The 21,477-nt window shown below is 71.1% G+C and carries 15 protein-coding genes and 2 pseudogenes; 5 read left to right on the top strand and 12 right to left on the bottom strand.

All coding sequences use genetic code 11. From position 1 onward, the window contains the following. From ACIQMR_RS33270 to ACIQMR_RS33260, 3 genes and pseudogenes are all read right to left on the bottom strand, one after another. On the bottom strand, positions 1-1,109 hold a 1,109-nt coding region (locus ACIQMR_RS33270), incomplete at its 3' end, for an AMP-binding protein (protein ID WP_401395360.1). Between the two features lie 67 nt (positions 1,110-1,176). Continuing rightward, positions 1,177-2,086 (bottom strand): annotated as a pseudogene (locus ACIQMR_RS33265) (peptide synthetase); the annotation flags it as partial. A gap of 269 nt (positions 2,087-2,355) precedes the next feature. After that, positions 2,356-2,466, bottom strand: a pseudogene (locus tag ACIQMR_RS33260) (acyl carrier protein); the annotation flags it as partial. A gap of 961 nt (positions 2,467-3,427) precedes the next feature. On the opposite strand from ACIQMR_RS33260, the gene sbnA reads away from it, so the two are divergent. The 3 genes from sbnA (at position 3,428) to ACIQMR_RS33245 (ending at position 7,368) form a co-directional block, all read left to right on the top strand. Further along, on the top strand, positions 3,428-4,456 hold the full coding sequence (sbnA, locus tag ACIQMR_RS33255) for a 2,3-diaminopropionate biosynthesis protein SbnA (RefSeq protein WP_401395357.1): 1,029 nt from the start codon (positions 3,428-3,430) through the stop codon (positions 4,454-4,456). Between the two features lie 187 nt (positions 4,457-4,643). Further along, positions 4,644-6,731 (top strand): SpoIIE family protein phosphatase, encoded by a 2,088-nt coding sequence (locus tag ACIQMR_RS33250; RefSeq protein WP_401395354.1) that lies wholly within the window; start codon positions 4,644-4,646, stop codon positions 6,729-6,731. Between the two features lie 133 nt (positions 6,732-6,864). Continuing rightward, on the top strand, positions 6,865-7,368 hold the full coding sequence (locus ACIQMR_RS33245) for an N-acetyltransferase (RefSeq protein ID WP_401395351.1): 504 nt from the start codon (positions 6,865-6,867) through the stop codon (positions 7,366-7,368). 481 nt (positions 7,369-7,849) lie between these two features. On the opposite strand, the gene ACIQMR_RS33240 is transcribed toward ACIQMR_RS33245, so the two are convergent. After that, complete coding sequence (locus ACIQMR_RS33240; RefSeq protein WP_401395348.1) at positions 7,850-8,236, bottom strand: hypothetical protein; 387 nt, start codon at positions 8,234-8,236, stop codon at positions 7,850-7,852. A gap of 219 nt (positions 8,237-8,455) precedes the next feature. Between ACIQMR_RS33240 and ACIQMR_RS33235 the strand changes: the two genes are divergently transcribed. Further along, the gene (locus ACIQMR_RS33235) at positions 8,456-9,823 is read left to right on the top strand and encodes an MFS transporter (RefSeq protein WP_401395345.1); all 1,368 of its coding nucleotides are present in this window, start codon (positions 8,456-8,458) and stop codon (positions 9,821-9,823) included. A gap of 18 nt (positions 9,824-9,841) precedes the next feature. Here the strand turns inward: ACIQMR_RS33235 and ACIQMR_RS33230 are convergent, their stop codons facing one another. Together ACIQMR_RS33230 and ACIQMR_RS33225 are read right to left on the bottom strand one after the other, a co-directional pair. Beyond that, a complete protein-coding gene (locus ACIQMR_RS33230) occupies positions 9,842-11,140 on the bottom strand; it encodes an MFS transporter (protein WP_401395344.1) in 1,299 nt (432 codons plus the stop codon). Between the two features lie 148 nt (positions 11,141-11,288). Further along, positions 11,289-11,903: a winged helix-turn-helix transcriptional regulator gene (locus ACIQMR_RS33225; RefSeq protein WP_401395342.1), complete on the bottom strand. Its 615-nt coding sequence runs from the start codon at positions 11,901-11,903 to the stop codon at positions 11,289-11,291. Between the two features lie 25 nt (positions 11,904-11,928). Here ACIQMR_RS33225 and ACIQMR_RS33220 point away from each other — a divergent pair, with 25 nt between their 5' ends. Beyond that, positions 11,929-13,380, top strand: a complete 1,452-nt coding sequence (locus tag ACIQMR_RS33220; RefSeq protein ID WP_401395339.1) for a dihydrolipoyl dehydrogenase family protein — start codon at positions 11,929-11,931, stop codon at positions 13,378-13,380. Between the two features lie 59 nt (positions 13,381-13,439). On the opposite strand, the gene ACIQMR_RS33215 is transcribed toward ACIQMR_RS33220, so the two are convergent. From ACIQMR_RS33215 to ACIQMR_RS33190, 6 genes are all read right to left on the bottom strand, one after another. Continuing rightward, entirely contained in the window at positions 13,440-13,712 is a 273-nt protein-coding gene (locus ACIQMR_RS33215; protein ID WP_401395336.1) for a hypothetical protein, read from the bottom strand. After that, a complete protein-coding gene (locus ACIQMR_RS33210; RefSeq protein WP_401395333.1) occupies positions 13,709-14,323 on the bottom strand; it encodes a hypothetical protein in 615 nt (204 codons plus the stop codon). The genes ACIQMR_RS33215 and ACIQMR_RS33210 overlap by 4 nt, the downstream gene beginning before the upstream one ends. A 213-nt stretch (positions 14,324-14,536) precedes the next feature. Further along, positions 14,537-15,037 carry a universal stress protein gene (locus tag ACIQMR_RS33205; RefSeq protein ID WP_401395330.1) on the bottom strand — a complete coding sequence of 167 codons (501 nt, stop codon included), beginning with the start codon at positions 15,035-15,037 and terminating at the stop codon, positions 14,537-14,539. A gap of 4 nt (positions 15,038-15,041) precedes the next feature. Then, positions 15,042-16,301, bottom strand: coding sequence for an SLC13 family permease (locus tag ACIQMR_RS33200; protein ID WP_401395363.1), 1,260 nt, complete (start codon positions 16,299-16,301; stop codon positions 15,042-15,044). Between the two features lie 254 nt (positions 16,302-16,555). Next, complete coding sequence (locus ACIQMR_RS33195; protein ID WP_401395327.1) at positions 16,556-19,507, bottom strand: condensation domain-containing protein; 2,952 nt, start codon at positions 19,505-19,507, stop codon at positions 16,556-16,558. After that, a complete protein-coding gene (locus tag ACIQMR_RS33190) occupies positions 19,497-21,476 on the bottom strand; it encodes an amino acid adenylation domain-containing protein (protein ID WP_401395324.1) in 1,980 nt (659 codons plus the stop codon). The genes ACIQMR_RS33195 and ACIQMR_RS33190 overlap by 11 nt, the downstream gene beginning before the upstream one ends. Position 21,477: the final 1 nt, after the last annotated feature.

Below are 21,477 nucleotides of genomic sequence, written 5' to 3'. Positions count from 1 at the left end.
GTGCTGCCCGCCTCGCTCAGCACCACCCCACACCCCGCCCGCCCCAGCGTCGCCGCGATCCGCCCCGCCGGGAAACCCGGCTCCACCGGCAGATACACCCCACCCGCCTTGAACACCGCCAGCACCGCCGCCAGCCAGTCCAGATTCCGCTCCATCACCACCGCGACCACACCCTCACGGCCCACCCCCCGCGCCACCAGCGCCCGCGCCAGCCGGTTCGCCCGCACATTCAACTCCCCGTACGACACCTCCCGCCCACCCCACACCGCCGCCACCGCACCCGGACGCTCCCGCACCCACCCCTCGAACAACTCATGCACCCGCACACCCGGCACCTCACGCCGCCGCCCCGCCAGCCCCTGAACCTGAAACGCCAGCTCCCCACCCGACACCAACGACCCCGGCACCCCGTCCACACCCGCCGCCAACTGCCCCAGCCCCGCCACGTAATACCCCGCGACCCGCTCCGCCGCCTCCGCATCCATCACCACAGTCCTGAACCACAACCGCACCACCAGACCCCGCCCGTCCTCCACCACCCCCACCCGCAACACCGACCCCTCCACCAACCCACCAACCCCACCCACACCACCCGAACCGCCGGTGACACCAGCAGCGACCGTCACCCCACCCGCCAGACCGGACGGATCGAACTCCACCTCGAACAACGGCCCCGACAACCCCAACTCCTCCACCACCACACCCACCGCAACGTCCCGATGCGCCCACAACCCCGACTCCACCCACCGCGCCCCGTCCACCAGCTCACGCCACGAACCCGCCCGCCCCGACAACCGGCACGGCACCACCCCACCCCGCGCCGACACATAACCCGTCACCACCTCGTCCTCACCCGACAACACCCCCAGCACCCGCCCATGCACAGCCAGCACCAACGAACCCACCGACACCCCCAGCTCCCCCGCCACACCCCGCAACCCCGCCACCACCCCACCCGGCACCCGCACCTCACACTCACCCACACCCGCCACCACAGCCGGCGCCGACACCCACCGCGGAACCGAAGCAAACCCACCCCCACCCACCACCCCACGCCAGAACTCCCGACCCGCATCCACCCGCACATCCACGCCCATGTCCGTGTCCATATCCCGTTGCATCGTGTCGTTCCTCCCGTGTGTCGTGTCGTGTGTCGTGCTGTGTGCTGCCGTGGTTTCAGGTGACGCGTGCCGGGACGGCGGCGTCGTGGCCGTTGCGGGCCCTGTTGTCCCGTACTTCCCGTGCCGGGTTTCCGCCCCACCGAGCGTTAGAGGGAACTTCCTCGCCCTTCATCAGGAACGAGTCAGCGGCGAGCTGCGCATGGTCGCCGACCGTCACGCCGTAATGGACGAACGCGCCGACCCCGAGCGTCACGCCGGCGCCGATCGTGGCGTCGTCCCGCTTGAAGGCGCCGTCCTCCTGCGAGTGGCACTGGATCACGCTGCCCTGGTTGAGCGTGCAGCCGTCCCCGATGGTGACGGGCGTCCGCTCGATCAGGGAGCAGCCGTCGTCGAAGACCCTGCGGCCGATCCGGACCCTCAGCATCCGCCATACGAGGGGCTTGAAAGGTGTGCCGTTGAAGGCCTGCATGTAGGTGTGGGAGGCCAGCTTCCAGAAGCGTTCGTGCTGCCAGAAGGCGGGCTCGTAGATCGAGCAGGCGAGTGGCTTCAGGTCCGCCGTGCCGTGACGGCATTGTGCCGGTTCTTGGCGGTCAGACGGCCGCGCAGCTCCGCGCCGGAGAGGTGGCCCAACCGGGTGTCGCGCAGCACCGTGCGGGGGATCTCGAAGGCCGGTGATTTCAGCAGGCCCACACCCTCGCGCACCGGTCCGTCGATGGGAACCATCACCTTGGTCGCGAGCAGGCAGTTCTCGTCGAGGGCCGGGACAGTCGGAAGGACGTGCTGGAGAAGTCGGCGTTGACGATCGACAGTCCGTCGGCGACGACCGTGCCGCTGCCGACGTCGCTCAGGTACGGGGTGTCGTGCTTGACCAGCGAACCGAAGTTCGACCCGGTCTGCTCGACACGGCGCAGGTCGTAGCCGAGGTGGCGCAGGTAGTGCACGATCGCCGAGGTGTCCCCGAACAGCAGGGTGACTGCCATGTGCCGGGCATTACCGCCCGCGTGCCATCGGGCACACGGGCCCCGGACCGTGCCCTGGCCGCCGGCCCCGGCTCGTCCGGTGACCCCGACAGCGGCTCCGGCGACGGCTCGGGCGAGGCGGAGGATGCGCATGACACCTCTCCGGACGGTGCCTCGGCCTGCGCCGGGACCGCCGGCGAGGCAGGAACCGATGCCGGTGCCGGAGCCGGGGTGGGGCCGGGGGTGGAGGTGGCGTCCGTGAACGCGGCCGCCAGGCTCCGGACCGTGGGATGCCGGTAGACGTCCGTCATCGACACCGTCGGTAGATCGTCGCGTTCCCTGACCCGCGCGCAGAACCGGGCCATGACCAAGGAATCAGCGCCCAGCTCGGTGAAGAGTCACCTTTGACCGGCACCTCCTCGACCCCGAGCACCCCGGCCAGCACTTCGGCCATCAGCGACTCGGCGCGGGCGCCCGCAGCGTCCGCGGCACCCGGCGCACCCGGGGGGCCTGCCGGCTGCTGTCGCCCCGGGCGCCGCCGGGATCCTGCGATATCGCTCAGCACGGCAGCCCTCCGAAGATGCGCCAGTTGGATACGGCCCGTGCAGCCCGTGCGGCCCTTATCCGGAGGCGCCGTAGGGAACCAGCCGGAACATGCCACCCTGAAACATCAAGGCCATAGGCCCTTGCCCTTTTGTAAAGCAACGAGAACATGGGTCTTCCACCTGCAGTCTGTGCGGTCCACTGTCGGATTGCCTTGCATCGTCCGGACCCCGCCATGACCCGCACGGGGCGTAAGCAGCCGTCACTCTAGAAACCGCCACGGCTCTTGGTACCGAACGCTCCTCCAGTAGGCCGGACGGGAGAGCCCCTGTCCTGCCCCTGAAATTCGGAACTTGACGCCACAGACAAGCCCTGCTCAAAACCGCCGCCGTCCAGGCCGGAAGATTTCCCATTATCGGATCCCCGGCTTTCGGATTCCTGGCTCTGGATCTCCGAGTGCGGGACCCACGCCGCCCTGCGCCTCGCCGCCACGGCTCACTGCTGGACAGTCCCCGACAGCCACCGCACGACCGTGCACGGCCCCGTTATCCGGGCGACCGCCGCCTGCCCGCACAGGCGAAGAAGCAGGCACAGCGGCATTTCTTTATCCGCAATGGCGGCGGGTGTCAAGTCCCGAATTCCGGTGGCATGACAGTGCCGCCCGGACCCGGCGTACTGAAAGGGAAGCCTCCGGCCACCCGGATACGACCTCCGGGACCCGCGTCATCACGTCCTTGAGTCGAGTGGGGCCGGCCCGGAACAGCGCAGAAGAGAACGCACCCCGAAAAGAACGAGGAGACTACCGTGCCCGTCATATCCACCCCCCAGGCCTTCAACGAAGACGACCTCTACGTCGACCTCGAGGCGATGTTCGGACACTCGCTGTTCCTCAAATGCGAAGGATTCAACTTCGCCGGCTCCATCAAACTCAAAGCCGCGGGCGAAATGATCGAGGCCGCCGAACGCGACGGCCTGCTCACAAAGGACTCGATCCTCATCGAGTCCTCCTCCGGCAACCTGGGCGTGGCCCTGAGCATGATCGCGGCCAGCAAGGGCTACCGCTTCCTGTGCGTGACCGACTCACGCTGCAACCTGTCCACCCGGCTCCTCATGGAAGCCCTCGGCAGCCAGGTCCACGTCATCACCGAACCCGGCGAGAGCGGCTTCCTCGGCGCCCGCATCGACCACGTCCGCGCCCGGGTCGCCTCCGACAAGCGCTACGTATGGCTCAACCAGTACGCCAACCCCCACAACCACCTCGCCCACTACCGCCGCACGGCCCCCGCGATCGCCCGGCAGTTCCCCGACCTCGACGTCCTGTTCGTCGGCGCCGGCACCACCGGCACACTGATGGGCTGCGCCCGCTACTTCCGCGAGTGGCACCGCCCCGTACACATCGTGGCCGTCGACAGCGCCGGCTCGGTCACCTTCGGCGGCCCCACCGGCCGGCGCATGATCCCTGGCCTGGGCACCAGCGTTCGTCCCCCGCTGCTCGACACGTCCTACGTCGACGAAGTGATCCGCGTCGAGGAAGCCGACACCATCCGGACGTGCCACCACCTGGCCAGACGCGGATTCCTCTTCGGCGGCTCCACCGGCACCGTCGTCAGCGGCGCCATGGACTGGCTCGCCCGCCACCCCGGCGACAGCCCCACCGCCGTCGCGATCGCCCCCGACCTCGGCGAGCGCTACCTCGAAACCATCTACCAGACCAACTGGGTCCAGGACCTCTACGGAGACGACGTCCTCACCCACCACCGACCCACCACTCCGGCGGCCCGCACCGCCCCGGCTCCCTCGCCCCGCGCGACCGCGAGCAGCACCGCAAGGTGATGAGGCACTCGAACCCCGTCGAGCCGACGAGCCGGCGCGCCGCCCAGTGGGCGACCGGCGAGCCCGGTCCACCGCCGCGCTGGTACTCCACGCGCCGCAGGATCATGCTTGTGACAAGAACCCCGACCCTGCGCATCCCCCACGTACAGCGGGAGCCACGGAACACGCGAGGGTGAGATGACCGGCCATGGAGCTACCTCCCACTCCCGGCGAACGGCCCGACACGCCGGAACCGCCCGCCACCCCAGCCCTCGGTGACCCTCTGGACCAGCCCACCGGCGACGGCTCCAGGACCGAGCCTCCCCCCACAGCCACGGCCACCATCAGCGAGCAGGGAATCATCACCGGCTGGAGCCAGGAAGCCCGGCACCTCCTGGGCTACAACGCCGCGCACATCATGGGCCGGCCCGCCACCCAGCTCCTGGCCGACACCTCCGCCCCCACGGCTCCCCCCATGCCGGGGCAGGACCATCTCACGGGCACACTGACCCTGCGGCACCACGACGGGCATGCCCTCCCGCTCCCCGTGCACGCACACCGCCGTACCACCACCGGCGGCATCACCGAATGGCTCGTGACCGCCACCACGGCAGGCCCCACCGACCAGTCCCCCGATCGCCCGATAGCCGAGACCGACGCACCCAGCACCACAGCTCCCGGCGCCCAGGCTCGCCAGGACGACTCGCGAGAGGCAGCCGGGGAGGAGATGGCCGGGGAAGGGGCTCTCGGGGAGGAACTGCTCGGGGAGTGGGCGTTCACGCAGTCACCGTGCCTCCAGGCCATCTTCGACACGGACCTGCGTCTGATCCGCGCCAACACCGGCATGCAGGACGCCCTGTCCCGCACCCAGGACCAGATACGCGGACTCCGCCTGACCGACATCGCCCCCGGCCCGGCCGCCGAGGAGACCGAACACACCATGCGTCTGGCGCTTCGGACCGGCCACCCTCAGCAGGCCCACACCCCCCTCCCGGCAGCGGACGGCACCGATCCCTGCCCGCCCGCCACCCTCACCCCCCTGAAAGACCCCCGCGGCCACACCCGTGCTCTGTGCCTGGCCACCCATCACCCGAGCCACGAACACCCTTCACACCACCAGCAGATGCACGTCATGAACGACAGCGGCACGCACACCGCCGAGCCTGACATCGCGCGCCACCCCCGCCAGCGCACCACCACCATGACCCTGCAACGCAGCCTCCTCCCCCACACCCTCCCCGACCAGAACGCCCTCGACATCGCCTCCCGATACCTCCCCGCCCACACCGAAGCCGGCGTCGGCGGCGACTGGTTCGACGTCATCCCCCTCTCCGGCACACGCGTCGCTCTCGTCGTCGGCGATGTCCCGGGCCACGGCATCCGGGCCTCCGCCACCATGGGCCGCCTCCGCACCGCCGTCCGCACCCTCGCCGACGTCGACCTCCAGCCCGACGAACTCCTCACCCGCCTCGACGACCTCGTCACCCACCTCACCACCGAGGAAACCGACACCACCAGCGGCACGGGCACCACCTGCCTCTATGCCATCTACGACCCCATCTCCCGCATCTGCACTCTCGCCCGCGCCGGCCACCCCCCACCTGCCGCCGTCGACCCCAACGGCCATGCCTATTTCCTCGACCTCCCCGCCGGCCCACCCCTCGGCCTGGGCACACCGCCCTTCGAAAGCGCCACCACCCAACTCCCCGAAGGCACCCTCCTCGCCTTCTACACCAATGGCCTGCTCAACCCTCAGTACACCGACCCCGATGAAACCCTCAGCTCCCTCCTCGTCGCGCTCGCCCAACCCAGTCCCTCCCTCGACACCACCTGTGACCGCATCCTCACCACCCTTCTCACCCACCCTCCCACCGACGACATCGCCCTCCTCGTCGCCCGTACCAAGACCCTCCCCACCCATCGCATCGCCACTTTCGACCTCCCCTTCCACCCCGCCACCGTCGCCCGCGCCCGCCACCACGCCACGACCCAACTCACCGCCTGGAACCTCAGCCACCACACGTCCACCACCGAACTCATCGTCAGCGAACTCGTCACCAACGCCATCCGCTACGGCAAGCCCCCCATCCAGCTCCGCCTCATTCACAACACCGGCACCCTCATCACCGAACTCCACGACACCAGCCACACCACCCCCCACCTCCAGCACGCCCATCCCAATGACGAGAACGGCCGCGGTCTCTACCTCATCCACCAACTCACCCAGCACTGGGGAACCCGCCACACCGCGACAGGGAAAACCATCTGGACCGAACAGTCCCTCACCCCGCCCTGACCTCAGAAGCCGTTGCCGAACGGGAATCTCGATCGGGTGCTCGCGGGCCTCGCCCGGCATGAGAGCAGAGCCTGGCGGTATGCGGGGAAAATCCAGGGGAGCGGACGGCCGCGCGCTGCTACGGTCGGGCGCCATGAGCTGGCTTCCCGATGACTTCGTCCACCCCGTCCTGGTACCGCTGCCGGGCGGTGGTCATCACCTGCGGCCGATCCGGGAGGTGGACACCCCGCTCGACTATCCGGCTGTAATGGGTTCGCGCGAGCGGCTGTGGACCATCTTCGGCCCGGCCTGGGGCTGGCCCGCGGACACCATGACCTACGAGGCCGACCAGGCCGACCTTTTGCGGCACGAGAAGGAGATCGCCGCGCACCAGTCCTTCAACTACGCGCTGTTCGACGCGGCGGAGACAGTTCTGCTCGGCTGTGTCTACATCGACCCGCCGGAGAGGGCCGGCGCGGACGGCGAGATCTCCTGGTGGGTGGTGGACGAGCTGGTGGGCAGCAAGGTCGAGCAGGCCCTCGACGCGCTGGTGCCGCAGTGGATCGCCGCCGACTGGCCGTTCGAGCAGCCGCGCTTCCTCGGCCGTGAGATCTCCTGGTCGGACTGGCTCGCCCTGCCGCAGCATCCCGGCACGTAGGTGGTTGTCACCCGTACCGATCTCGAAGGCTGTCGGTTGAACGGGAGTCTCGATCGGGTGACTGCGGCGGTTTCCGCGCGTGGAAGCAGGGCCGCCTGGTAGCTCGGGGGTGCGGTCCCATGATGACCCGGTGGTCGATGGTCACGCGGATGAGCCGGCGTCTGGCGCGGCCTCGGGCCATCGACCGGCACTGAATGCCCCCGACGCCTCCAGGAGGAGCCACCCGCGCTCCGCCAGGCGCCGGGCTTTCGACCGCAGCCCCTCGACCTTCGCCGACGTCGCGTCAAGGCCCAGCTGCACTCCGAGCTACACCATGCCTGACCAGCAGAAATCAACGGATCACGTTCGGTTGAGATTCTCACGCCAACCGAGCCAAGCACAGCCGGTCACCCGACGACTCTTCTCCTCCGCCGCCTGGGCACTGCGGTGTCCATTTCCGTGAACGGCCGGTTCGTCTCACGAGCGAGAGCTCCGGGGTCCGTCACCGGATGACAACGATCTCCGGAAGGGGATGCTGCCACTCCCCCAGCTCCGCAACCAGGACCCGGCGAGCCAACCCTCGGGCCAGAGCCCATCCTTCGTCGGTGTCCAGGGCACCGGTTGTCCATCGACCAGCGTGCTCCGCACCGCTCATCGAGCTGAGGACCTCATCGATCTCCCGCAGATCGGGCAGAACATCGCGGGTGAGCTGCCCGTCGGCAACCAGGGCCTCGGCCATGCCGAAGGCGTGATCGAAGTCCAAGGCGATCTCATCCGGCATCACGCCATGCGCGACCAGCCAGGACACCTGGGGCCCGGAATCAGCCGCCAGCACGATCAACGACTCGATCAGCAGACGCCGGCGGAACAAAGGGCCAGGGATCTCCACGCCGCGATCGTCGCATGCCGCCCCGACGAGTCGACACCTGCACAAGGCTCCGATGCCTACCGGCCCCAGCGGCAGCACCGCCGGAACCAGACCGATGGCCGCCGTCGATGCCCGTGGCCTGCACCCTTCCACCTCACTTGCAATTCGCAAGCTAAGCGGGCAAGCTTGTCGACACTACTTGCAAATTGCAAGCGTGATGGGTTGAAGGGGTAACCGCTTATGCACGTCAGGCACCCGGTGAGGCGAATACCGCGCCCGGTCGGCTTCTGGCTACTGGCCGTCGCACTGCTCGCGATCCTGGCCGCGTCCGCCGCCCCGTCCCCGCTCTACGTGGTCTACCAGCAGCGCTGGGGCTTCTCGGCGACCGTGCTCACCATGATCTTCGCGGTCTACGTCCTGGCCCTTCTGATCGCGCTGCTGATCGTCGGAGGACTGTCCGACCACATCGGCAGGCGGCCCGTGCTCGCTGCGGCGCTGATCGTCGAGGCCGCGTCCATGATCGTCTTCCTCACCGCCGACGGCGTCGGGCCGCTGTTGCTGGCGCGCGTCCTGCAGGGCCTGGCGACCGGCGCCGCGGTCGGCGCCATCAGCGCCGGGCTGCTGGATCTGCAACCCTCGCCCACCTCGCCCCTGGGGCCCCTCCTGAACACCGTGACACCGGCCGTCGGCCTCGCCGCCGGGGCGCTGGGCACCGGACTGCTGGTGCAGTACGCCCCGGCCCCCACCGCGCTGGTCTTCGCCCTGTTCACCGCGGTCTTCGTGCTGCTGGCCGCCGCGGTGTTCTTCCTTCCGGAGCCGGTCACACCCAGGCCGGGTGCCTTGGCATCACTGCGTCCGCGGGTCGCCGTGCCGCCCCAGGCCCGCAGGACCTTCCTGACGGCCGTACCCAGCTTCGTCGCCACCTGGGCGCTGGGCGGTCTCCACCTCTCGCTGGGCCCCTCGCTGACCACAGAGGTCCTGCGCATCGACAACCATCTGGTCGGCGGCCTGGTGGTCACCACCCTCTTCGGCGCGGGAGCCGTCGCATCGCTGGTCGTGCGCAACCGGGCGCCGCGGCGGGTGCTGGCCTTCGGGACCGTGGCTCTCGCCGCCGGGACCGGTCTCACCCTGCTCGCCCTGGCGGGCCCCTCGACGCCGCTGTTCTTCGTCGCGACCGCCCTCGCCGGCGCCGGCTTCGGCAGCTCCTTCCTGAGCGCCTTCAGCTCGCTGGCGGCATTGGCCGGCCCCACGGAACGAGCCAAGCTGTTCGCCACCGTCTACATCGTCAGTTACCTGGCCTTCAGCGTCCCCGCCGTGCTCGCCGGAGTCGCCGTACCGTCCCTCGGCCTGCACGCCACGACGACGATCTACGGCGCCGTGGTGATCGTCCTCGCACTGCTGGCCACCGTCTCCGCAGCCACGGTCCGTACGCCCACGGTCACGGCTTCGACGGTGATCGCCTCCTCCGAGGACCGGGCCACCGCCACGCCCACCCGCCCGCAGGCGTCCGGGCTCGCGCAGGGTCAGGACGCGATGGCGGCCCAGCTGCCCGCGGCCGGCTCCGGCTCCGGCTCCGGCTCCGGCTCCGGCTCCGGCTCCGGCAGCTAAAGCCCGGCGAGATCCGCGTCAGCCGGTCGCTTGCTCGCCGACCGCATGCTCCGGGGCTTTCGAGGCCTCCGTCGAAAGTGCCTCGTCCCCGGAGACCGGCTCCCCAGCGGCCCGCAGGTTGCGTACCTGTGGTGCGAGCAACGCCGCCGCGCTGGCCAGGACGACCAGGGCTGCACAGCCGGCGAGGGCGGTGCTGGTGCCCACGCTGTCGGCGACGGGTCCGGCGACGAGCAGGCCGAGTGGGGCGAGGGCCAGGGACCCGAACCAGTCGTAGGAGCTGACGCGGGAAAGGGCTTCCTCCGGAATCTCCCTCTGAATGGTGGTGGCCCACAGCACGCCGAAGACGTCCCCCGCGATCCCGGCGCAGAACATGGCCACGGCGATCAGCCATACCGGGGCTTCGGCGCTGAGCAGAGCGATCGGTACGGCGGCTGGAAACGTGCACAGGACGGCCACCAGTACGGGACGCTTCACCCGCACGCGGGCGGCGAACCCCGCGCCCGCGATAGTGCCCACGGCTTGCGCGGCCACGATGACCGACCAGGCCCGTGCGCCGCCGAGGTGCTCCTCTGCCGTCACGGGGCCGAGGACCCCGACGTTCGCGTTGAGAGCGGCGACCACGATCGCGTACTGCGCCACCACCACCCACAGCCATTGCCGCGAGGCGAACTCCCGCCATCCCTCCCGCAGATCGGCCCAGCCCGACGTCTTCCTGCGTGGCCGGGCGCTCACGCGCAGCCGGGCCGTGAGCGCCGCACTCACCACGAAGGACGCGGCGTTGAGCGCGAGCGCCCAGCCGGCACCGACCAGCGCCACCGTCACTCCGGACAACGCCAGCCCGAACAGCATGGAGCTGTTGATGCTCACCCTCAGCAGGCCGTTGGCCTGCTGCAACCGTTCGGCGGGCACGACCAGCGGCACCATGCCGTCCATCGCCGGAGCGAACACGGCCGTCGCCGTTCCGGCCACCACCGCCAGCAAGCACATCACCGTCAGCGGCGCATGACCCGTCAGCACCATCGCGGCCAGCCCCGCATACGCCCCGGCGCCGAGAACATCCGCCACAACCATCAGCTTCGACCGCGACATCCGGTCCGCGATCACCCCACCGGCCAGAATGAACACCAGCTGCGGCACCGCCTGACAGGCCAGGACCAGCGACAACCGCCCCGGGCCGGCTCCCGGAAGCGCGAGCACCGCGAACGCCAGCGCCACCCGCGCGAAGCCGTTGCCCAACACGGAGACGACCCGCGCGGAGATGAGCAGGACGAACTGCTGATCACGCCACAGCGGCGATCCACCTGAAAAGACTGTCACGGCCACGCACCCTAGAGGGCCCACTCCAGCACCCGCTCCGAATCAGCCACTTCACGAACAGGCGCTCGGCTTGCTCGATCGCTTCTGTCCGTCTCGTGGAGGCACTGATGGCCGCTCGTCCGGACCAGGCGTCGACACGGGCCGCGGGTCAGGCCTTTCGGCGATGAGGAGTGTCGATCGGGACGGCAGCCTCGATGGGGTCCGCGGCGCGCGAGCGGACGAGGAGCATGTCCTCGGGCGACAGTTCCCTGCCGTCCTCGGCGGTGAGCGAGATGTGCCGGGGTGGCTGACCGGTGCGGGCGTCGATGACACGGGTCATCTGCTCGTCGTCCTCGAACAGGTGCCTCTGGCCCCACTGGCGCAGGGCCGAGAGCACGGCGTGGAAGTCCCGCCCCTTCTCGGTGAGGACGTACTCGTGGGAATTGCCGAGTGCCGAATCCTGGATCTCGAAGATCCCGACCGCCACGAGTTTCTGCAGTCGGGCGGACAGGATGTTGGAGGCGAGGCCGATGCGCTTGTTGAAGTCCGTGAACCGCGTGACGCCGTGCATGGCGTCACGGAGGATCTGAAGCGTCCAGGTGTCGCCGACCTCGGACAGCGAACGGTCGATGGGACAGGGTGACGTGCCAAGGTCACGGCGCTTCATCACTGTCCCCAATCGCAGGTCACTTGCAATTGTAGAGCAAGAGTGCGGCCGGACCTCGAACGTGACCGCCCGGGCCGGACCAGCGGCGACGAGCATGTCCTTGAGCGAATGCGCCATCGCCGCTCATGGTAGGAAACAAACCATGAGCGAGGTGCATGAACCACAGGAAAACGGCATCTACGACGTGATCGTGCTCGGTGCCGGTCCGGTCGGCCAGAACGTCGCGGACCACGCGCGCGGGGGCGGCCTCAGCGTGGCCGTGGTGGAGCGGGAACTCGTCGGCGGGGAATGCTCATACTGGGCCTGTGTGCCCAGCAAGGCGTTGCTCCGGCCGGTCATCGCCGTTGCCGACGCCCGCCGGGTCGACGGCGCCCGGGAGGCCGTCACCGGCCGGCTCGACACGGACCGTGTCTTCTCCCGCCGCGATCGCTACGTCACCAACTGGGACGACAGCGGACAGGCGCGGTGGGTGAAGTCCATCGGAGCCGACCTGTTCCGCGGCCACGGCAGGATCGACGGCCCCCGCCGCGTCACCGTCACCCGGGGCGACGGCGTGCGCCTGACCCTCACCGCCCGGCACGCGGTGGCCATCGCCACCGGCAGCCGGCCCCTGCTCCCCGACATCCCGGGCATCGAGCAGGCCCGGCCCTGGACCAACCGGCACGGCACCGACTCCAGCACGGTGCCCCCACGGCTCGTCGTCATCGGCGGCGGCGGGGTCGGCGTGGAGATGGCCACCCTCTGGCAGGGCCTGGGCTCACAGGTCACCCTGCTCGCCCGCCGCGCCCTGCTGCCCCGTATGGAACCCTTTGCGGGCGAGCTGGTCGAACGCGGCCTCACCGAGGCGGGTGTTGACGTGCGGATCGGCGCCCAGGTGACCGCCCTGCGCCGGCCGGACCCCGCTGGGCCGGTCGGCCTCACCCTCGATGACGGCGGCGAACTGGAGGCCGACGAGGTCATGTTCGCCACGGGCCGGGCTCCCCTCACCGACGACATCGGCCTCGACACGGTCGGCCTCGCCCCCGGCTCCTGGCTCGACGTGGACACCACATGCCTAGTCGAAGGCGTCGAAGGCGAGTGGCTGTACGCCCTGGGTGACGTCAACCACCGGGCGCTCCTCACGCACCAGGGCAAGTACCAGGGCCGGACGGCGGGCGACGCGATCGCCGCCCGCGCCGCCGGCCGGCCGCTCGACGACGCCGCTTGGGGCGACCACGCCACCACCGCCGACCAGCACGCCGTACCCCAGGTCTTCTTCACCGACCCCGAAGCGGCCGCCGTGGGCCTGAGCTCCGACCAGGCGGCCCGCGCCGGCTACCGCGCCAGGACCGTCGATGTCGACTTCAACGCCGCCCAAGGTGCCAACCTCTTCGCCGACGGCTACCGGGGCCATGCCCGGATGGTCGTCGACCTCGACCGGGACGTCCTGCTCGGTGTCACCTTCGTCGGGCCCGGGGTCAGCGAACTCCTGCACTCGGCGACGGTGGCAGTCGCCGGCGAGGTCCCGCTCAAGCGTCTGAGGCACGCGGTCGCCTGCTTCCCGACGGTCAGCGAGATCTGGCTCTTCCTCCTCGCCGCGTACCAGCGGCACTGAGACGGTGAGCTTGCGGCCTCGGTCCCGAGCGGTGCCTCGGACTCTAGCGGCGGCGGTCGTCAGGAACGGGCACGGCCCGCGAGAAGGGGCATCCTGGCGGCGGTGTCGACGACGACCCGCAGGACGTTCGTGCCGGCGAGTACCAGCGCGGAGAGTGGCGGCCCGACCCATCGCGTCACGGACTTCTCCAGATCCGGGTCCACTTCGATGGTCACGCTGACGTACCTGCTCTGCAGCGTGGTGACCCTCGCGGGCCGGGCAGCGGAAGGCCGGGCAGCGCTTTCCCCTCCGCGCTCCAGTGCCGCGCGGTACCGGTCCTTGCGCTCCGTCATTCGGCTTCCTGACGCTTGATGAGTTCCTCGGCGAGGTCCATGAACGCCGAGCCTTTGGCTCGGACCGGACTTCCGAACGACTGGGCATACAGGTCGAGCCGTGCGATCTGGGTGGCCAGCACCGTGAAGCCCCATTCGGTGAGTGCCTCACGAGCGTCGGCGTCGGGGCCGGTACGCGTGGCATCGGGACGGTTGGTGCGATTCAGCAGGACCACGGCTCGGGCCGGCTCGGCACGCAGGGACTGCACCTCGTCCATCTCGGACCGGATGGGTGCCATCCGGTCCAGTTCGATGGGCGCGGGGGTCACGGGGATGATCCACTCGCCCGCGTACTTCATGATGCTGCGGGCGATGCGCGGATGGTCCTCCAACTGGGGCGCGTCGAGCACCACGGCCTGTCTGCTGCCCAGGAAGTCGTTCACACGGCGGTGCACGTCTCCCACGGGCAGGGCGATGACAGGGAACGGAAAGCCGTCCGCCAACTCGCTCCAGCGCAGCGCGGAGGAGGCTGGATCGCCGTCGACGAAGAGCGGCGAGTAGCCCGACTCATGGAGGGCGTGAGCCAGCCATACGGCACTGGTCGTCTTGCCGACTCCGGGCTTGAGGTTCACGAATGCACAGCTCAGCGGCACGGGAGCAACCTAACGGGCCGGATCTTCCAGCCGGGTCCGGCGCGAGCATCAAGCTCTGCCGTTCACTCGCAAGCAGGCAGGATCGACGTGCTGGAGTAGTCCGCTCCAGCTACCGGGGCCCACTGGGCACATGGCGGGCCGGCCGCGAGGCCCTCAGGGCACGTCGACGGTTGGTGCTGTGGCGTTCGGGACCTACGGATGGTGGGGCGGGTGCGGCGGCGGGGGCGGGATGGTGGCGACATCGGGAGCGGTCTCGGGCCACACGAGCAGGACGGGGCAGGGGGCGTGGTCGACGATGAAGCGGCTGGCGGGGCCGAGGCTGCGCGGTCCCAGGTGGGTGCGGTCGCCGTCGCGGGCGAGGATGAGCAGGTCGGCGCCTTCCGCGACGGCCACCACTTCCCGTTCGACGCGTCCCGTGCGCTCCACGGGGGTACATGGGCGTCCCAGCCGTTCGGCCGCGTGGGTGAGGAGTTCCTCGGCGGAGGCGGCGGCGAGGTGTTCCAGTGCCGTGCCGGGGTCGCGTTCGGGGTGGCCGCGGCCGAGCAGCCCCGCGAACGCGCCATGTGCGGCGCCGGGGACGTCCGGCGGGCTGACGTGGAGCAGGACGATCTCGGTGCCGTCGGGGGCGTGGGCGCGGGCGGCGTCCACGCAGGTGGACCAGGTGCCTTCGACGATCCAGACGACGACGGCCATCGCGTCAGCCTCCTCCGATCACGGCCAGTGAGGCCCACAGGGCCGGCACGGCGAGCAGCAGGCTCGCGGGTACGGCGAGGAGTCCGAGCCGGGTGAACTCCCGCAGGTCCACCTCAGTGTCGTGGGCCTGCACGATACGCCGCCACAGCAGGGTGGCCAGCGAGCCGGCGTAGGTGAGGTTGGGGCCGACGTTCACTCCGAGCAGCACGGCGAGGACGGCGCCGGGACCGGACGGTGCGGTCAGCGGCAGCAGGACCAGGACGGCGGGCAGGTTGTTGATGACGTTGGCCAGCACGGCGGCCAGGACTGCGATGCCGAGCAGTGCGCCCAGCCCGGTGCCGTCCGGGATCAGCCGGCCCAGGGCCGTGTCGAGGCCGTTGTCGACCACCGCGCGTACCACGATGCCCAGGGCGAGGACGAACGCGAGGAACGGCAGCGAAGCGGAACGCACCAGCGCGGCCGGGGTGGTGCGGCGCCGGGTCAGGGCCCGGACGGCGAGGACGAGTGCGCCCGCGAACGCCGCCCACGCCGGGTTGATCCCGACGGCGGAGGTGAGTACGAACCCCGCCAGCGTGCAGGCCACCGTGACCAGCGCGAACACGGGTACCTTGAGCGGCTCGGCGGCGACCGGGGCTTGTGCCCCGGTGTCCAGGTCGGTGGCGAAGAAGTAACGGAACACCGCGTACTCGGCGGCGATCGCGGCCAGCCACGGCAGCGCCATGAGCCCGGCGAACCGGGTGAAGCTCAGCCCGCTTGCCGCGAAGGCCAGCAGGTTCGTCAGGTTGGACACCGGCAGCAGCAGTGAGGCCGTATTCGACAGATGGGTGCAGGCGTACACGTGCGGCTTGGGCCGCGCGCCCAGCCGTGCGGCGGTGGCGAACACCACCGGGGTCAGCAGCACCACCGTGGCATCCAGGCTCAGCACCGCCGTGATCGCCGAGGCACCCGCGAACACCTGCACCAGCAGCCGGCGCGGTTGGCCCCTCGCGCTGCGCGCCATCCAGGCTCCGCACGCCTTGAACAGGCCCTCGTCGTCGCAGAGCTGGGCCAGCACGAGCACCGCCGCCAAGAACCCGATCACCGGCCCCAGCCGCTCGGCCTCCGCCTGGGCGTGCTCCAGCGAGATCGCTCCGGTGCCGATCACCACGGCGGCGGCGGGGACCGCCACCACCGCCTCCGGCCAGCCGAAGGGGCGTACGACCGCACCGGCCAGCACCAGTACCAGCAGGGCCACCGACAAGGTCTCAGCAAGCGCGGTGTTCAGGCCCGTTCCTTCCGACAGCAGCCGCGACCGGCCACAACGACGCAGCCGCCGACACTACCCGGTCCGCCCGATCATGCCGTGCGCCGTTCCCGCGCACTCCCCCACCGGGACGTCGGGAACCGCGCACGACGGGTGAGACGGTCGCCGGCGCCTTCCACGAGGTCGTTCACCAGGCCGGTGAGAACACCCTGCGGACCGCACCGGATGGGGGCGCCCGGAGGTCGTGATGACCACCGGCCGCCCCCACCGGGACGTCAGCCGATGCCGTCGGACACCCCGTCGGACACACCGTCGTCCGTGGCGCCGGACATGCCCTCGATCATGGCGGCCAGGACCGTGCGGCGTTCCTCGCCCGACAGGGCGCGCAGCGGGGCGGCGAGACGGCTGCTGTCGTAGTGCCAATGGTGGTCGAGGTCGCGGTGCACCTCGTCCGTCTCATGGATCTCGCTGTCGCTGCCGAGCAGTTCGGTCAGGTCGTGGGCGAGTTCCCGCCAGGACACATGGCCGCTGCAAGCGTTCGCCACCCCGTGCACGGGCAGGTCGAGACAAGCCGTGACCGCGCGGGCGAGAGCGGCCGCGTGCACCCAGGCCGCCCCGTACCAGGGGTGTCCTGCGGTGCCGGGCCGGGGCAGCTCGATCGGGCCGCCCCGGCAGGCGGCCTGGTAGAGCCTTCCGGTGGCGCCCCACCGGAGCTGATCGCGCAGCCGGTCGTGCGGGCCCCAGACGATCGGGGAGCGCACGGCGCTGGCTCCGCCGCGGCCGTCGGTTCCCGCCGCGCGCAGCAGCAGGGCCTCGCAGTCGAGTTTGGCCTTCCCGTACGGGCTGAGCGGGTCACTCGACGCGGACTCCTCGGCGACCCGCTCGCCGGCCGGGTGTCCGTAGGCGTCGACGCTGCTGACGAAGACGAACGGCCCGCGTCGCCAGGCGCCGGTCATGGCCTCCATGGCGGCCACGTCCACCTCGGGACGGGTGAACGTGCAGGCCGCGTGGACGATGGCGTCCGCGCTCGCGACCGCCTCCCGCAGTCCGTCGAGGTCGGTGAGGTCGCCCTCGACGACGTCCACCCCCTCGGCGGCGATCAGATGCGCGGACTCGAGCCGCGCCAGCGCCAGCACGGGCCTTCCCTGAGCGGCCAGTTCACGCAGGACGAACGCGCCGACGCCGCCGGTGGCCCCGGTGACCAGGACGGTCCCCGGGCGGGTGCGGCGAGGTCGTACGGCAGTGGTCGCGGCCTTGGCGGCCGCCTGTTCCCCTGCCCTTGCGTCGAGCAGGGCGGTGAGCGCCCGCGGTGTGCGCGCCTGGAGGACGTCGAGTCCGGTCAGCGGCAGTTTGAGCGCGCTGCGCAGGCGCTCGGCGAGCTGTACGGCGACCAGGGAGTGCCCACCGAGGGCGAAGAAGTCGTCGTCCGGCTCGGGGACGAGGCCGAGCAACGCGGTGAAGCCGTCGGTGACGGCAGCGGCGCGGGGACCCACGGGCGTGCTGGACGCGGGCAGTCCGGGCAGACGGGTCGAGTCGACCGCGCTGTCTGCCGTACGCGGAAGGGCGTCCAGCAGGGTGACGGCGCCGGGTACGGCTTCGGGGGCGAGCGCGGTCCGCAGATGGACGAGCAGGTCGTGAGGCGTAGGACCGACGCAGTCGCGCAGGACGGCATAGGCCAGTGCCGGCCGGCCCGCTGTGGGACGGAGCACGAAGGCGTCGGCGACCTGCGGGTGGGAGCGCAACACCGGCCCCGCCGGATGCTCTCCGTCGCGGACAACCGCGGCGTCCCGGGCGTCAGGGCGGGGATCCGGCTGCGGCATACGGCTCAGCCGGACGGCCGGATCCGTTGCCACGGCTTCGAGGAGTGCCGCGTAATGGGCCGCTGCGGCGGACGCGGTGGTGTCGTCCAGCGCGTTCCTGTCGTACTGGAGGAGAGCCACCGGGTTCTGTGCGTCGCCCAGTGCGTAGGACATGGCGAACTTGGCGCCGGCGGTGTCCACGTCGACGTACTCCGACGACGTATCCGCGAGGCGCAGCACCGTCGGCTCGCCGAGGACGTCGGCGGTCACGCGCACGAGTGCGGTGCCGTCGGCGCCGCGGGCGCCCGTGCCGAGCCGTTCGAGGACGAGGTCGAAGGGTATGTGCCGGTGTTCCTGTGCGGCCAGGAGCGCCTCACGGACCCGGTCCAGCAGCTCCGCGAACGACGGGTCGCCCGAGGTGTCGACGCGTATGGGCAGGGTGTTGACGCACAGTCCGACGAGCCCGCGCATGGCGGTTCCGCGCCGGTGGGTGCCGGCGATGCCGATGACGAGGTCGTCCTCGCCGGTGACACCGCGCAGAGCGGCGAAGGCCGCGGCCAGCGACACGGTGAAGAGGGTGGCGCCCCGCTCCGCGCCGAGGGCGCGGAGCGCGCCGGGCAGGTCCGGAGCGAGAGGGACGGTGTGGACGGCGGCCGGCCGGGACTCCCCGTCGGGAAGGGGTTCGGTCCGGCGAGGGAGCCGGGGCGGCTTGGCATCGGCGAGCAGGCCGCTCCAGTGGCGCAGTTCCCCGTCGAGGTGCCCGGCCTCGGCGTGTTCCCGCCGTGCGTAGTCGGCGTACTGGGGCGCTGCCGTCAGCGGCGGCCGGCCGGTTTCGCCGATGGCAGCCGCGTAGAGCTCCGCGAGTTCGGCCGCGACGGTCTCCAGCGAGCCCCCGTCCACGGCGATGTGGTGGAAGGTCAGCAGGACCGTGTGGTCCTGTCGGCCGTGGCGCACGGCCAGGGCGCGTACGACCGCTCCGGCCGACAGGTCAAAGGGACGGGCGGCTTCCTTCTCCAGGAGGTCACCGGCGGCTGCCTCGTCGGCGTCCAGGACCGGCACGGGGATCGTGGCCGGTGCCGGGAGCACCTCCTGGTACGGCTCGCCGTCCCGCTGGAGGTAGCGGGTGCGCAGGATCTCGTGACGGTGCACGAGCGAGGTGAGCGCGGTGCCGAGCGCGGCCAGGTCGAGCGGGCCGCGAATCCGGGTGGCGAACGGTACGTGGTACGAGGCGCCTGAGCTGCCGAGCCGGTCCATCAGCCACATGCGGCGCTGGGCGTGCGAGAGCGGGACGGACCCGCTGCCGGCCGGCGCCGGGGGTGCGGCGGGGCCGCCCGAGGCGGCCGGGGTGCGCCGGGTGGATCCGGCCCGGGCCCGGCGCAGCAGCTCCTGCTGTCGTGCGATCGACGTGGCGCCGGCGTCAGTGGACATCGGTGCACTCCAGGGCGCTCTGCACGGATTCAGTGTTGTCGGGGGCCACGGTGTTCTCCGGGGCCTCGGGGCGCAGATCGCTGTGTGCGGCCAGCAGCGCGCGCTCGACCAGGTGTGCCTGGCCGGCCACCGTCGGGGCGGCGAAGAAGTCGGCGAGGGTGAGCTCGACGCCCAGTTCCTCGCGGAGGTCGTCGGTGACGACGAGGGCGAGCAGCGAATGTCCGCCGAGGGCGAGGAAGTCGGCGTCGGACCGCATGACCTCGCTGCCCAGAGCCCGGCTCCACACATCGGCGACGGCCTGTTCCAGCGGAGTCAGGGCCGCCGGCGGTGCCACCGCCGTCGGTGTGCCGGAATGGCCGGGGACGGTCGTGTCGGCGAGTCCCGCGAGCGCACGGCGGTCGACCTTGCCGGACGGGGTGAGGGGCAGCCGGCCGACGACGGTCACCGCGTCCGGGACGAGATGGGCGGGCAGCACGTCGGCGAGCCGCCGGCGCAGCGCGTCGGGCCGGGGCACGGGTCCCGGGGCGGCCACGACGTAGGCGACCAGGCGCGCGTCGTCCGCTCCGGAGCGGTGGACGGTGACGGCCGCGTCGTCCACGTCGGCCTGCTCGCGCAGGGCGTGCTCGATCTCGCCGGGCTCGATGCGGAAGCCACGCACCTTGATCTGGTCGTCGGTGCGGCCGTGGAAGTCGAGGACTCCGTCGGGCCGCCGGGAGACGACATCGCCCGTGCGGTAGAGCCGCCCGAGTGCGGGGTGCTCGATGAAGCGTTCGGCGGTGAGAGCGGGTTGCCCCGTGTATCCGTGGGCCAGTCTGCTGCCGCCGATCCACAGTTCGCCGCGGGCGGAGCCGGTGACGGGGCGTCGGTCGGCGTCCAGGACGTGGACGGTGGCTCCGGCGATGGGCCGGCCGATCGGTATCTGTCCGTCGCAGTCGGCCGCGGTGACACGGTGAGCGGTGGCGAACGTGGTCGTCTCGGTCGGGCCGTAGCCGTTGACGAGTTCCAGCCACGGGAAGGCGCGCAGCACCTCGCGTGCGTGGGTGGCGGCGAGCGCCTCGCCGCCGACGACGACGGTGCGCAGCTGCGAGAACACGCGGGAGCGGCGGGCGGCCAGTTGGTGGAAGAGGGCGGTGGTGAAAAAGGCGACGGTCACCCCGTGGCGTTCCACATGGCGGGCCAGGTCCTCGAAGGAGGGGCGGTCCACGGTGCACACGACGACGGCGCCGCCGTTGGCGAGGGCGCCCCACACCTCGAACGTCGAGGCGTCGAACGTCATCGGCGAGTGGAACAGCACACGGTCGCGCGCGCCGAGCGTGACGTAGCGCGGATCGGTGACCAGCTCGGCGATCGCTCCGTGCGGGACGGCGACGCCCTTGGGGCGGCCCGTGGAGCCGGAGGTGAACATGATGAACGCCGGGCCGTCCGGGCCGTCGAAGGCATCACCGGCGCCGACGACGGCTTCCGTGGCCGAAGTCACGCCGCTGACCGACGAGGGCTCGGGCAGGGCCAGGGTGGGGCCGGTGAGCCGCGCCGATTCGAGCAGCTTGGCCTCACCGACGGTCAGGGTCACGCCCGCGTCGGCGGTCATGGCCTCGGTGCGGGGCAGCGGTTGCGCCGGGTCGATCGGTACGCACACGGCTCCGGCCCACCACAGCGCGAGCTGTGCTGTCACCGTGCCGGCCGAACGGGTCGTCAGCAGTGCCACCCGGTCGCCGCGGCCTACTCCGTGCGCGCGCAGGTGCGCGGCGAGACCGCGGGCGGCCGTGACGAGCTCGGAGTAGGTGAGGGTGTTGTCGCCGTCGGTCACGGCCAGGGCGTTCGGGGTCCGTTCGGCGTGCCGGGCGACGAGGTCGGGCAGGCCGGCCCGGCGAGCCGCCTGGCGCTCCACGGTGGTGGTCGGGTCGCTGAGGGCAGGCACGGGGCCGCCGTCCTTCCTGGTGTCGGAGATGTTCGGGGTGCTGGGTGACATG

Origin of the sequence: Streptomyces sp. NPDC091376 (assembly GCF_044757085.1) — a bacterium.
GTDB lineage: Bacteria > Actinomycetota > Actinomycetes > Streptomycetales > Streptomycetaceae > Streptomyces > Streptomyces pratisoli.
This window is presented reverse-complemented; position numbering and strand designations above follow the sequence as displayed.

What these genes read in the sequence shown, in the direction of transcription:
- ACIQMR_RS33250 (WP_401395354.1), top strand. Translation starts at nt 4,644, where the DNA reads ATGGAGCTACCTCCCACTCCCGGCGAACGGCCCGACACGCCGGAACCG.
- ACIQMR_RS33245 (WP_401395351.1), top strand. Translation starts at nt 6,865, where the DNA reads ATGAGCTGGCTTCCCGATGACTTCGTCCACCCCGTCCTGGTACCGCTG.
- ACIQMR_RS33235 (WP_401395345.1), top strand. Translation starts at nt 8,456, where the DNA reads ATGCACGTCAGGCACCCGGTGAGGCGAATACCGCGCCCGGTCGGCTTC.
- ACIQMR_RS33225 (WP_401395342.1), bottom strand. Translation starts at nt 11,903, where the DNA reads ATGGCGCATTCGCTCAAGGACATGCTCGTCGCCGCTGGTCCGGCCCGG.
- ACIQMR_RS33220 (WP_401395339.1), top strand. Translation starts at nt 11,929, where the DNA reads ATGAGCGAGGTGCATGAACCACAGGAAAACGGCATCTACGACGTGATC.
- ACIQMR_RS33215 (WP_401395336.1), bottom strand. Translation starts at nt 13,712, where the DNA reads ATGACGGAGCGCAAGGACCGGTACCGCGCGGCACTGGAGCGCGGAGGG.
- ACIQMR_RS33205 (WP_401395330.1), bottom strand. Translation starts at nt 15,037, where the DNA reads ATGGCCGTCGTCGTCTGGATCGTCGAAGGCACCTGGTCCACCTGCGTG.
- ACIQMR_RS33195 (WP_401395327.1), bottom strand. Translation starts at nt 19,507, where the DNA reads ATGTCCACTGACGCCGGCGCCACGTCGATCGCACGACAGCAGGAGCTG.
- ACIQMR_RS33190 (WP_401395324.1), bottom strand. Translation starts at nt 21,476, where the DNA reads ATGTCACCCAGCACCCCGAACATCTCCGACACCAGGAAGGACGGCGGC.